This window comes from Euzebya sp., assembly GCF_964222135.1.
Classification (GTDB): Bacteria; Actinomycetota; Nitriliruptoria; order Euzebyales; family Euzebyaceae; genus Euzebya.
In genome coordinates, this window is sequence record NZ_CAXQBR010000007.1 from 1 (window position 1) to 12,036 (window position 12,036).

General features: G+C 74.9%; 12 protein-coding genes. 11 read left to right on the forward strand and 1 reads right to left on the reverse strand.

The annotated features are described in order from the left end of the window. Positions 1-43: 43 nt before the first annotated feature. The 11 genes from ACEQ2X_RS02810 to ACEQ2X_RS02860 are packed head-to-tail and all read left to right on the forward strand — an operon-like array spanning position 44 to position 10,303. Positions 44-1,987, forward strand: coding sequence for a hypothetical protein (locus ACEQ2X_RS02810; RefSeq protein ID WP_370324244.1), 1,944 nt, complete (start codon positions 44-46; stop codon positions 1,985-1,987). Between the two features lie 25 nt (positions 1,988-2,012). Next, entirely contained in the window at positions 2,013-2,585 is a 573-nt protein-coding gene (gene def, locus ACEQ2X_RS02815; protein ID WP_370324245.1) for a peptide deformylase, read from the forward strand. Continuing rightward, positions 2,585-3,523 (forward strand): methionyl-tRNA formyltransferase, encoded by a 939-nt coding sequence (fmt, locus tag ACEQ2X_RS02820; RefSeq protein WP_370324246.1) that lies wholly within the window; start codon positions 2,585-2,587, stop codon positions 3,521-3,523. Before def ends, fmt begins: the two co-directional genes overlap by 1 nt. Continuing rightward, positions 3,520-4,854 carry an RsmB/NOP family class I SAM-dependent RNA methyltransferase gene (locus tag ACEQ2X_RS02825; protein WP_370324247.1) on the forward strand — a complete coding sequence of 445 codons (1,335 nt, stop codon included), beginning with the start codon at positions 3,520-3,522 and terminating at the stop codon, positions 4,852-4,854. Before fmt ends, ACEQ2X_RS02825 begins: the two co-directional genes overlap by 4 nt. A gap of 6 nt (positions 4,855-4,860) precedes the next feature. Beyond that, positions 4,861-5,799 carry a response regulator gene (locus ACEQ2X_RS02830; RefSeq protein ID WP_370324248.1) on the forward strand — a complete coding sequence of 313 codons (939 nt, stop codon included), beginning with the start codon at positions 4,861-4,863 and terminating at the stop codon, positions 5,797-5,799. 24 nt (positions 5,800-5,823) lie between these two features. Next, positions 5,824-6,858, forward strand: coding sequence for a bifunctional diaminohydroxyphosphoribosylaminopyrimidine deaminase/5-amino-6-(5-phosphoribosylamino)uracil reductase RibD (gene ribD / locus ACEQ2X_RS02835; RefSeq protein ID WP_370324249.1), 1,035 nt, complete (start codon positions 5,824-5,826; stop codon positions 6,856-6,858). 13 nt (positions 6,859-6,871) lie between these two features. Next, positions 6,872-7,498, forward strand: coding sequence for a riboflavin synthase (locus ACEQ2X_RS02840; protein ID WP_370324250.1), 627 nt, complete (start codon positions 6,872-6,874; stop codon positions 7,496-7,498). Continuing rightward, the gene (locus ACEQ2X_RS02845; protein WP_370324251.1) at positions 7,495-8,769 is read left to right on the forward strand and encodes a bifunctional 3,4-dihydroxy-2-butanone-4-phosphate synthase/GTP cyclohydrolase II; all 1,275 of its coding nucleotides are present in this window, start codon (positions 7,495-7,497) and stop codon (positions 8,767-8,769) included. The genes ACEQ2X_RS02840 and ACEQ2X_RS02845 overlap by 4 nt, the downstream gene beginning before the upstream one ends. Further along, the gene (gene ribH / locus ACEQ2X_RS02850) at positions 8,756-9,214 is read left to right on the forward strand and encodes a 6,7-dimethyl-8-ribityllumazine synthase (RefSeq protein WP_370324252.1); all 459 of its coding nucleotides are present in this window, start codon (positions 8,756-8,758) and stop codon (positions 9,212-9,214) included. Before ACEQ2X_RS02845 ends, ribH begins: the two co-directional genes overlap by 14 nt. Before the next feature lie 32 nt (positions 9,215-9,246). Then, positions 9,247-9,948: a hypothetical protein gene (locus ACEQ2X_RS02855; RefSeq protein ID WP_370324253.1), complete on the forward strand. Its 702-nt coding sequence runs from the start codon at positions 9,247-9,249 to the stop codon at positions 9,946-9,948. A gap of 52 nt (positions 9,949-10,000) precedes the next feature. Beyond that, a complete protein-coding gene (locus ACEQ2X_RS02860; protein ID WP_370324254.1) occupies positions 10,001-10,303 on the forward strand; it encodes a chorismate mutase in 303 nt (100 codons plus the stop codon). Positions 10,304-10,405: 102 nt separating this feature from the next. Here the strand turns inward: ACEQ2X_RS02860 and ACEQ2X_RS02865 are convergent, their stop codons facing one another. After that, entirely contained in the window at positions 10,406-11,917 is a 1,512-nt protein-coding gene (locus ACEQ2X_RS02865; RefSeq protein ID WP_370324255.1) for an aldehyde dehydrogenase family protein, read from the reverse strand. Positions 11,918-12,036 lie beyond the last annotated feature (119 nt).

Below are 12,036 nucleotides of genomic sequence, written 5' to 3' on the forward strand. Positions count from 1 at the left end.
AGACCCGTCAGGATGACGGGTCTCCCGACACACTGGTGGGGTGGTGGGAGTGACCGCTGACCGACCCCGGTACGTCCGGGTCGTCGTCGACGTCGGGCCGGCGCACCTCGACCGGCCCTTCGACTACGCCCTCACCCCGGACATCGACCCCGCCGCCGACGTGGGCGTCGGCTCCCGCGTCAAGGTCAGCTTCAACGGCCGGCCGCGCACCGCGTGGGTCGCGGAGGTCACCGACACCCCGTCGACCGACCCCGACCGGATCAAGCCGGTCGAGGCCGTCGACGGCGACGTCCGCTGGTTCGACGACGACGACCTCGCGGTGTGGCGTTGGGTCGCCGACCGCTACGCGGGCACCCTGTCCGGCGCGATCCGGCACGCCCTCCCGCCACGGATCGTCCGGGTGGAGCGCGAGGCCGCCACCTGGGGACCGCCCGCCCCACCGACGCCGGCGGATCGGCCGCCATGCCCGAGCGACCGCTGGCGGCCCTTCACCGCCTCACCCCTCCTGAAGGCCGCGAGCGACCCCGACGGCCGGGCCTACCACCTGCGGGCCCCCCTCCACCCGACGGAGGGGGAGGGACCGCTCCTGGTCGACCTCGTCACCCGGTGCGTCGCCGCCGGCCACCAGGCCCTGGTCGTCGTCCCGTCCCCCGCGCCCGGCCCGGCGGACGACGTCCTGGCCGCCGTCGGCCCGCTCGCCGCGGACCTGCGCGGGGACGTGGCCGACGCCGAGCGGTACCGGGTCTTCCTCCGCGCCCGCCGCGGTGAGATCGGGGTCCTCGTCGGCGAGCGCGGGCTGGTGCTCACGCCGGTCCGCGACCTCGGCCTGGTCGTGGTCGTCGATGAGGCGAACCCGGCGTTCAAGGAGCAGCGCAACCCCCGCCACCACGTCCGCGAGGCCGCGCTCGGGAGGGCGAGGATCAGCGGCGCGACGGCGGTGCTCACCTCGAGCGTGCTGTCCGCGCAGGCCAGACGGCACCTCGCCGGGGGCCACCTGATCGGTGTCCGCGCCGACCGGGCGACCGAGCGGGCCCACGCGCCGGAGGTCCGGGTCATCGACCGGCGCACGCTGCCGGTCAACGCGCGGCGGACCCGCCTGGTCGGCCCGATCGCCGACGCCCTCGCGGACGTGGTCGCGGTCGGCGGCACGGCGATCGTCCTGGCCGCGGCGAAGGGCAGCGGCACCTCGCTCGCCTGCGGACGGTGCCGCTCGCGGTTCGAGTGCCCCACGTGCGGCGGCGGGATCGGGCCGACCGCCCACTCCACCGCCACGCCGGACGCGTGGCGCTGCGCCGCCTGCGGCTGGACCGGTGCCCCCCGCCCGTGCCCGGACTGCGGGAGCACCGACAGCTTCCCCCTCCGCGCGGGTGCGTCCCGGCTGGCCGGCGAGCTGGCGCGCACCCACCCCGACGCCGACGTCGCGCACATGGAGGGCTTCGACCAGCCCGGCCCGACCCGCCGACCGGCGATCGCGGTGATGACCCGGGGCAGCGTCGTGGCACGCCCGGACTGGTTGCGGTCCGACCCCGACGGGATGGCCGACCTGCTGGTGATCGCCGACCCCGACGTGCTGGTCGGCCGCCCGGTCGTCGACGCGACGGAGGACGCCCTGCGCCTGTGGCTCGACGCCGCCCGGCTGGCCCGCCGGGTCCTGGTGCAGACCGCCCACCCCGACCACCCAGGGCTCCAGGCGCTCGTGCGCGCCGATCCCGACGGCTTCTGGGACGGCGAGCACGAGCGGCGCGCCGTCCTCGGGTTCCCGCCGGCCGGGTCGCTCCTGCGCCTCACCAGCCTGGCCGACGACGCCGCCGCGGCGGTCCGCGCCGCCGTGCCGGGCACCCTCCTCGGCCCGGACCCCGACGGCGTGGCCCTGCTGAAGACCGCCGACCTGCATGGCACGCTGACGGCGCTGGCACCCCTCCGACAGGCCTGGGCGCGCGACGACCGCCGCATCCGGGTGGACGTGGACCCCGTCCGGCTGGCCTGACCCCACCCCTGGAGACCTGCTGACCATGGCCGAGCTGCCCATCCGCATCTTCGGCGACCCCGTCCTGCGCGAGCGGGCCCACGAGGTCACCGACTTCGACGACCGCCTGCGCCGCCTGGCCGGCGACATGCTCGAGACCATGCGTGCCGCGGCGGGTGCAGGCCTCGCGGCCAACCAGGTCGGGGTGCTCCAGCGCCTGTTCACCTGGGAGACCGAGGACGCCCACGGCGCGGTCGTCAACCCGACGATCACCTTCGAGTCCGAGGAGGTGCAGGAGGGCGACGAGGGCTGCCTGTCCTTCCCCGGCCTCTTCTACCCGACGACCCGGCCGCTGCAGGTCCACATCGAGGCCCGGGACGTGTTCGGCGAGGAGCTGACCCTGGAGGGGGAGGGGCTGCTCGCGCGGATCATCGCCCACGAGATCGACCACCTGAACGGGATCCTCTTCATCGAGCACCTCGCCCGGCACGACCGGAAGGACGCGATGCGCCGCATCCGCAGGGGCGAGCTGGAGTACCCCCCACCGCCCGAGGAGCTCCCGGACGCCGAGGGCCCGGACGCCGAGCTCCCCAACGCCGAGGGCGGAGCGGTCGCCTGATGCGGATCGCCTTCTTCGGCACCCCGGCGCCGGCCGTCCCCGCCCTCGAGGCGTTCGTCGCCGCGGACGACGTCGAGGTCGTCGCGGTGGTGACCAACCCCGACCGTCCCGCCGGCCGCGGGTACGCGCTGACCCCGCCGCCGGTCAAGGTCGCCGCCCTCGACGCCGGCCTCGACGTCTGGCAGCCCACGACGCCGCGGGAGGTCGTCGAGGACCTCCGCGCCGCACGGGTCGACGCCTGCGCGGTCGTCGCCTACGGCTCGATCCTGCCCCAGGACCTGCTCGACGCGGGCGGCGCCGGGTTCGTGAACCTGCACTTCAGCCTCCTCCCCGCCCACCGGGGCGCCGCCCCGGTGCCCGCCAGCATCCTCGCCGGCGACACGGTCACCGGCGTCACGTGCTTCCGCCTGGACGCCGGCATGGACACCGGCGACGTGCTCGTGACCCACGAGACCCGCATCGCCGCGGACGAGACCGCCGGTGAGCTGACCGCCCGGCTGGCCGAGGCCGGCGCCCCCGTCCTGGTCGACGCCGTCCGAGGGCTGGTCGACGGCACGCTGCCGCTGGTCCCCCAGGACCACGACCGGGCCACCTACGCCCCGAAGATCGCCGCCGCCGACGCCGCGCTCGACTGGGCGCAGCCCGCGGCCGCGATCGACCGGGCCGTCCGGGCGTTCAACCCGATGCCGGGGGCCCACACCACCCTCGACGGCAGCCGCCTCAAGGTGCACCGGGTCACCCCGACCGACGCGAGCGGGGAACCCGGCCACGTCGTCGGTGAGCGCGACGGCCGCCCGGTCGTCGCCTGCGGCGAGGGGGCGGTCCGCCTGGACGAGGTCCAGCCCGCCGGCAAGCCCCGGATGGACGGCGCCGCCTTCGCCAACGGCTACCGCCCGACGGTCCTCGGCCGGACCGACGACGCAGCCGACACCCGGTGAGCGACCCGCAGCCCGGGAGCGACCCGCAGGCCCAGGGCACCGCGTCGCGCCGCACCGCGCTCACCGCCCTGCGCCGCATCCACGACCAGCAGGCGTGGGCGTCGCCCGTCGTCGATGCGGTGCTCGGCGAGTCCGGCCTCGACGCCCGCGACCGGTCCTTCGCCGCCAACCTCACCTTCAGCACCCTGCGGGTGGAGGGGACCCTCGACTGGATCCTCTCCCACCTGGTCAGCCGCGGGCTCGACGCCGTCGAGGACGACCTGCTCGACATCCTGCGCCTGGGCACGTGGGAGCTGCGCTTCGGCGCCGCCCCCTCCCGCGCGGTCGTCAACGCCTGGGTCGAGGTCGCCCGGCAGGTCGTGGGCCAGCGGGCCACCGGCTTCGCCAACGGCGTGCTCCGCGGCGTCGCCCGACGCGCCGACGACCTGCCCTGGCCCGACGAGGCCACCGACGAGGGGCTCGGCCTGCGCCTGGGCTACCCGGCCTGGATGGTCGCCCTCGCCCGCCAGCGCTTCGGCGACCCCCGCGCCCGGGCGGTCCTCGAGGCCGGCAACACCCCCGCCCCGCTGGTGCTCCGCGCCGTCGCCGACCGCGACGCGGTCATCGCCGCCCTCACCGGCGACGGGATCGCCGCCGCACCCGGTGCGCTGTCACCCCACGCGGTCGTCCTCGCCGAACGGCACGTCCCGGGCGACCTCGCCGTCGTCCGCGACGGCCTGGCCGTGGTGCAGGACCAGGCCTCCCAGGTGGTCGGCGTGACCGCCGCGGAGGGCCTGCCCGCCGGCGCGCACGTCATCGACCTCTGCGCCGCGCCGGGCGGCAAGTCCACCCACCTCGCCCAGCAGGGCCTGACCGTCACCGCGGTCGACCGCCACCCCGGCCGGCTGCGTCGGGTGGCCGCCCTCGCCGACGGGCTGGGCATGGCCGTCACCACCCTGGCCGCGGACGGCATCGACCCCGGCCTGCCGGAGGGGCAGGCCGACGCCGTGCTGCTCGACGCGCCCTGCTCAGGGCTCGGCGTGGTCCGCCGCCGGCCCGAGCTGCGGTGGCGGAAGACCCCCGACGACGTGGACGCGCTGGCCCGCACCCAGGTCGACCTGCTCGCCTCCGCCGTCCGCCTGGTTCGCCCAGGGGGACGCGTCACCTACTCTGTGTGCACCTGGACCGAAGCTGAGACCGATCTCGTCGTCGATGCAGTACGCTCCGTGGCCGCAGTGCGCAGTCTGCGACCCCCGGCGGTGGGCACTCCCACCCGGTGCGGCACGCAGCTGGCACCCGACCTCGACGACGGGGACGGGATGTTCGTGGCGGCGATGCTGAGAGAGGGATGACGAGGCATGGGCGGTGACCGGATCCTCGTGGTCGACAACGAGACGGACATCCGCCGCTTCGTGGAGGTGAACCTCCGGCTGGAGGGGTTCGAGGTCGTCGTCGCCGGAGACGGGCCCGAGGGGCTCCAACGCGCGTTCGAGTCCGACCCCGCCCTGGTCCTCCTCGACGTGATGATGCCCGGCATCGACGGGATCGAGGTGTGCCGTCGGCTGCGCGCCGACCCCCGCACCAGCCACATCCCGGTGATCCTGCTGACCGCCAAGTCCATGACCGTCGACAAGGTCGTGGGCCTGGCCGCCGGCGCCGACGACTACGTCCTGAAGCCCTTCGACCCGATGGAGCTCGTCGCCCGCGTGCGCACCACCCTGCGGCGCGCCGCGGACCTCCGGGGCGCCTCGCCCCTCACCGGCCTGCCGGGCAACCACCGCATCGAGACCGAGATCTCCCGCCGGCTGGAGGACGACCAGCCCGTCGCGGGCGCCTACGTCGACCTGAACGACTTCAAGTCCTACAACGACCACTACGGCTTCCTCGAGGGCGACAAGGTCATCCAGGCCACCGCGCAGGTCCTCCGCGAGGCGCTCACCACCGGCGGGACCGCCGACTCGTTCCTCGGCCACATCGGCGGGGACGACTTCGTGATGGTGTTCCACCCCTCCCTCATCGACGACGTGTGCATCCAGGGGATCCGGCGCTTCGACGAGATGATCCCCGCCCTGTACGCCACCGAGGACCTCGAGCGCGGCCACCTCGAGCTGCAGGACCGCCGCGGCCAGACCCAGCGCTACGGGCTGATCAGCATGGCGATCGGGGCGACGTCCAACACCCAGCGGACCTTCATCGACCACCGCCAGATGGTCTCGGTCGCCACCGAGATGAAGTCGCACGTCAAGCGGTCGAGCCCCGGCCGCTCCGCCTACGCCGTCGACGGCCGCTCGGGCTGACGCGCCGCGTACCGTGGCGCGGTGGTGGACCACGACGACCTGAGCCGGCTGGACCGCGCCTTCGCGCTCGGTGAGCGGGGCCGCGGGCGGACCAGCCCCAACCCGTTCGTCGGGTGCGTGCTCGTCGCCGGCCAGCAGGTCGTGGGGGAGGGGTGGACCCAGCCCCCGCCCGGTCCGCACGCCGAGGCGGTCGCCCTGGCCCAGGCCGGCGAGGCCGCCCGCGGCGCGACGGCCTACGTGACCCTCGAGCCGTGCGCCCACGTCGGTCGCACCCCGCCGTGCACCGAGGCGCTGATCGCCGCCGGCGTCCGCCGGGTGGTCGCCGCGCTGGCCGACCCCAACCCGATCGCGGGGGGAGGGGTGGATCGCCTCCGCGCCGCCGGGATCGCCGTCGACGTCGACGTGGCCGCCGACCGGGCCCGCCGGGTCCACGAGGTGTTCCTGCACGGCCTGACCCACGACCGCCCGTTCGTCATCGCGAAGACCGCGAGCAGCATCGACGGCTACATCGCCGACCACACCGGCGCGTCGCGATGGATCACCGGCCCGGGTGCCCGCGAGGCCGGCCACAGGCTGCGCGCCGAGGTCGATGCGGTCCTGGTCGGCAGCGGCACCGCCCTCGCCGACGACCCGGCCCTGACCGTCCGCCTGCCCGGGTGGGATGGACCGCAACCGCGTCGGGTGGTCCTCGACCGGCGGGGCAGGCTCCGCGGGCGGCCGGACCTGCGGCTCCTCACCGATCGCGCCGCCGACACCGTCGTGCTCGACTCCGCGACGCCGGAGGACGCCCTGGCCGCCCTGCACGCCGACGGGATCCGCAGCGTCCTGGTGGAGGGCGGGGCCGGCGTGATCGGCGGGTTCCTCGCCTCAGGGCTGATCGACCGCTTCGAGGTCCACCTGGCCGGCGTGGTCCTCGGGCAGGGCCTGTCACCGGTCGCCGGGCGGTTCGACCTGGCCGACGCGCCGCGGCTCGAGTTGGCGAGCGCGGTCGTGTGCGACGACGATGTGCTGGTGACGGCGTACCCGCGCCGCGCAGATGCCGACGAACCCCAGGGCTGACAGAGGAGACGACGTGTTCACCGGACTGGTCGAAGAGGTCGGCGAGGTCGCAGACCTCCGCCGGGCCGAGGGGTCCGCGGTGCTCGAGATCAGCTGCCAGGTGGTGCTCGACGGCTCGGAGGTCGGCGACTCGATCGCCGTGAACGGCTGCTGCCTGACCATCACCGACCTGCGCCCCGAGGGCTCGTTCACCTGCGACATGATGGGCGAGACCCTCGACCGCACCGCGCTCGGCGACCTCACGCCGGGCGACCCGGTGAACCTCGAGCGGGCGATGCGCGCCGGCGGCCGGCTCGGCGGCCACCTGGTGCAGGGGCACGTCGACGGGGTCACGACGGTCCGGTCCATCGATCCGCACGAGGAGTGGACGACGGTCACCTACGCCCTGCCACCCCGCCTGTCCCGCTACGTCGTCGAGAAGGGCTCGATCACGATCGACGGGGTCTCCCTGACCGTCGCGGCGGTGGGCGACGACTGGTTCTCCGTCGGGCTGATCCCCCACACCCTCGAGGTGACGACCCACGGCATCCGCGGCGTCGGCGACCGCGTCGACCTCGAGGTGGACGTCATCGCGAAGTACGTCGAGCGGATGCTGTCCGCCGGCGTCACCTCCCCCTACTCCCCGGGCGGTGACTCGTGAGCCGCGGCTTCAGCTCCATCCCCGACGCGATCGCCGCGGTCGGCCGCGGCGAGGTCGTCGTCGTCGTCGACGACGAGGACCGCGAGAACGAGGGCGACCTGATCATGGCCGCCGAGGCCGTGACGCCGGAGAAGATCGCGTTCTTCCTCCACCACACGTCCGGCTACATCTGCGCCGCGATCACCAAGGAGCGCGCCAGCCACCTCGAGCTGCCGCCGATGGTGACCGACAACACCGACCCGATGCGGACCAACTACCTTGTCACCGTCGACGCCAGGCAGGGCACGTCGACCGGCATCAGCGCCGCGGACCGCGCGACGACCATCCACGCGCTGATCGACCCGGCCACCCGCCCCCACGACCTGTCCCGACCCGGTCACGTGGTGCCCCTCGGCGCGGTGCCGGGCGGGGTGCTCAAGCGGGCCGGGCACACCGAGGCGGCCGTCGACCTCGCCCGCCTGGCGGGCCTCGCCCCGGCCGGTGTGCTGTGCGAGATCGTCGACGCGAAGAAGACCGACATGGCCCGGCTGCCGGAGCTGCGGGACTTCGCCGCCGAGCACGACCTGCACATCATCTCCATCGCCGACCTGATCGCGTGGCGGCGACGGTCCGAGCGGCTCGTCCACCGGCTGGCCGAGGCGTCGATCCCCACGCCCTACGGGACCTTCCGGGCCGTCGGCTACCACTCGGACATGGACGGCCACGACCACGTCGCCCTGGTCTACGGCAGCCCCGAGAACAAGCCGAACGTGCTGGTCCGGATGCACTCGGAGTGCCTCACCGGCGACATCTTCGGGTCCCTCCGCTGCGACTGCGGCCCGCAGCTGCACGACTCGATGCGCAAGATCGCCCAGGAGGGCGAGGGCGTGATCGTCTACATCCGCGGCCACGAGGGCCGCGGCATCGGCATCATGCACAAGCTGCAGGCCTACAAGCTGCAGGACGACGGCCGCGACACGATCGAGGCGAACATCGAGCTCGGCTTCCCCGCCGACGCGCGCGACTACGGCACCGGGGCGCAGATCCTCGTCGACCTGGGCCTGTCGACCCTCCGGCTGCTCAGCAACAACCCGGCGAAGCGCGCCGGCCTCGAGGGCTACGGCCTCGAGATCGTCGAGCGCGTGCCGATCGAGACCGCCCCGACGGCCGAGAACCTGCGGTACCTGCAGACCAAGCGGGACCGGATGGGGCATACCCTGACCCGACTGGACACCCTGAGCGACGTGGCGGGCGGGGCCGCCGGCGAGGACACCGACGATGCGAGTGCATGAGGGCAGCCTGGACGGCAGCGGCCTGCGGGTGGCGATCATCGCCAGCCGCTTCAACGACACGGTCGTGCAGCGGCTGGTCGACGGCGCCGCGTCGTGCCTGACCCGCCACGGCGTCGCCGACGACGACGTCGCGCTGTACTGGGTGCCGGGCGCCTGGGAGATCCCGCTGGTCGCCAAGCGGCTGGCGGACGGGGGAGGGGTGGATGCCGTCGTCGCCCTCGGCGCGGTCGTCCGCGGCCAGACCGCCCACTGCGACTACGTCGCCGGCGAGTCCGCCGCGCTCGGCCGGGTCGCGCTCGAGACCGGTGTCCCGATGGCCTTCGGCGTGCTGACCACCGAGACGTGGGAGCAGGCGACCGACCGCTCCGGCGGCAAGCTCGGCAACAAGGGCTGGGAGGCCGCCCTCGCGGCCATCGAGACCGCCAACCTGCTGAAGGCGCTGTAGCGGCCATGCGGCGGGCGGCGGGACGCCGGTGGGTGGTCGCGGGACTGGTGGCGCTCGCGGCCCTGGCCACGACCCTCCCCGCCGCGGCCGCGCCGCTGCAGGCCGTCGCACCACCCGGCGCGCACTACGTGCGGGGAGGGGTGACCCCGCCCCTCGGGCCCTGGGCGGTGACGTGGGACGACGGCCGCACCGTCCACGAGACGGCCTTCGTCGCCTACGCGGACGCGGGCGCGGTCACCCTGGTGCACCCCGCGGCCGTCGTCGAGCGGATCGGCCTGCACCAGTCCAACCACGAGGGCGCCCGCGACCAGGTCCTCGCCGCGAGCGCGGCCGGCGGGATCGTGCTCGGGTCCAGGGGTCGGCTGTCGGGCCTGCAGAGCGCCGCGGACGTCGTCGTCGCGCCGGGCAGCGAGATCCGCGCGCCGGTCACGGGCACCGTCGTGCGGGCCGGCACCTACGAGCTGTACTGCCGGTTCGACGACGACTACGCGGTCATCGCCCCGGACGACGAGCCGGCGTGGGAGGTCAAGCTGCTCCACATCCAGGGCCTCGCCGTCCAGGCGGGCGACCGGGTGGTCGCCGGCGAGACGGTCCTGGCCGCAGCCGCGCGGCCGCTGCCGTTCCGCTCGCAGGTGGACGACACGACGGCTGAGCCGTCCTGGCCCCACGTGCACGTCGAGGTCATCGACCCCTCGATCCCGAACGTGCCCAACGGCGGTTCGGGTGGCTGCTGACCCGCTACCGTGACCGCCGCCCCCGACAGGCCACAGACGAGGAGCACACCACGTGACCGATGACCCCGTCCTGAGCGAGCTGCGCGCGCGCATCGACGAGCTCGACGCGGCGCTGATCCGGCTGATGGGGGAGCGCTTCGAGGTCACCCGCAAGGTCGGTGCCCACAAGCGCGAGGTCGGGCTGCCCCCCGCCGACCCGGCCCGCGAGGAGGTCCAGATCGCTCGCCTCCGCCTCCTGGCAGAGGAGGCCGACCTCGACCCGACGTTCTCGGAGAAGCTGCTGCGGCTCATCATCGACGAGGTGATCCGCGACTACGCCCGCACGGGGGGCACCCCAGGGGGCTCCGCCCCCTGACCCCGTCGGGCGCTGCGCGCCTGACCCGACCCCCGTCGTGCCGCTCCGCGGCGCGTCCCCCCGTTCCGCCAGACCAGGCTCGCTCCGCTCGCGGTCTGGCGGCTACCGGTCGATGTCGGGGCGGTCCTGGACCGCGCGGGTGCGGATGGTGTGGACCGAGTCGCCGGACAGGATCCCCCCGCGGCCGAACAGCCGGCCGCCCTCCCAGTTCGAGAGGCCGAGCTCGGGCTTGTCGAGCGCGTACTGGCCGTCGACCCACCGGGTCAGGCCGTTCCCCACGAACGGCGCGTCGACGGTGTCGAAGAACCGCTGGTGCTCGGCGGGGTCCTCGGCGATCAGGCTGGCGACGAACCGCGGGCTCTGGGCGTTGAACCGGGCGACGGCGTCGTCGACGGACTCGACCACCACGAGGGTGACCTCGGGGGAGTCCTCCCACTCCCACTCCTCCCCCAGGCGGTCGGGCGCGATCGCCTCGGCCTGCGGTTCGACCACCTCGCCCCCGGCCCGCGCGATCGGGACCTCCCGGTCGAACCACGCGTCGGGCACGTGGGACCGCGACCCCTCCTCCACGTGGAGCTTCGCGTGCACCCCCCGGGCCTCGCCGGCCGCGGTCAGCGCGTCGAGGAAGACGCCGACCAGCTCGTCGGCGCGGTCCGCCGTGATCGCACAGGTGTTGAGGGTGTTGCACACCTTCCGGTCGAGCGACCGGCGGACCGCCTCGCCGAAGTCCGTCACCGACGCGGACGGGCCCGCGACGATCCACGCCCCGCCGGTGCCGTGCAGGCTGACCGGGATGCCCGCCAGCCGGGCCACCGCCCCCAACGTCGCCGTGGCCGGCCCCGACCCGCGGGCGACGGCGAGGGCCAGACGCGGGTCGCTGAACAGCGCCCACCCCGCCGAACGGGCCGGTGAGTCCACCAACGACGCCGCGCCCGACGGCAGGCCCGCGGCGGCGAGGGCCGGCTCGAGGGCGTGCGCGACGATCGCCCGCGCCGTGCCCAGCGCGTCGGAGCCGATGCGGAACACGACCGCGTTGCCGGTCCGGAGCACCCCGCAGGCGTCCGCGAACACGTTGGGCCGGCCCTCGAACACGAACCCGACGACGCCGAGGCGGTCGACGACCTGCTCGACCCTCCAGCCCTCGTGGGAGACCACCTCGGTGACCTGCCCCCGCTGGGAGGGCATGTCCCGCCAGCCGCGCAGGCCGGCGACCATGTCCGCGCGCATCCGCTCGCCGAGCACCAGCCGGGTGGTCGAGCGGCCCCGCGCACGGGCATCCGCGACGTCGCGCTCGTTGGCGGCGCGGATCGGCGCGAACGCGTCGTCGTCGGCCAGGGCGTCGGCGAACGCGTCGTAGAACGCCGAGACCTGCTCGTCGGTGACCGTGCCCATGGCGTCGAACGCACTGACGGCGGCATCGACGGCGCGGCGGGCGGCGTCGCGCTCGGGTGCGGGCAGGTGCAGCACCTCGCCGTGGACGCCGCGCGCGGGCGCGACGACCAGGATCGCGTCGCCTGGCCTGAAGGCCTCGGCGACGTCCGGGGGCACGGTCGTCACCCGGTCCCCGCCCACGATGAGCGGCATGCCGGCGGTCAGCGTCTCCAAGCGGTCCATGGGCCCAGACGCTACCGCCGCCCGCCGGGTCGACCGAACCGCACGGTCGCTTACGGAACCGTGACCCCCCTTCCACCTCGTTCCGTTACGTGCGTACGGTACCGCCGCCTGCGAGACCG

What these genes read in the sequence shown, in the direction of transcription:
- ACEQ2X_RS02830 (WP_370324248.1), top strand. Translation starts at nt 4,861, where the DNA reads ATGGGCGGTGACCGGATCCTCGTGGTCGACAACGAGACGGACATCCGC.
- ribH (WP_370324252.1), top strand. Translation starts at nt 8,756, where the DNA reads ATGCGAGTGCATGAGGGCAGCCTGGACGGCAGCGGCCTGCGGGTGGCG.
- fmt (WP_370324246.1), top strand. Translation starts at nt 2,585, where the DNA reads ATGCGGATCGCCTTCTTCGGCACCCCGGCGCCGGCCGTCCCCGCCCTC.
- ACEQ2X_RS02865 (WP_370324255.1), bottom strand. Translation starts at nt 11,917, where the DNA reads ATGGACCGCTTGGAGACGCTGACCGCCGGCATGCCGCTCATCGTGGGC.
- def (WP_370324245.1), top strand. Translation starts at nt 2,013, where the DNA reads ATGGCCGAGCTGCCCATCCGCATCTTCGGCGACCCCGTCCTGCGCGAG.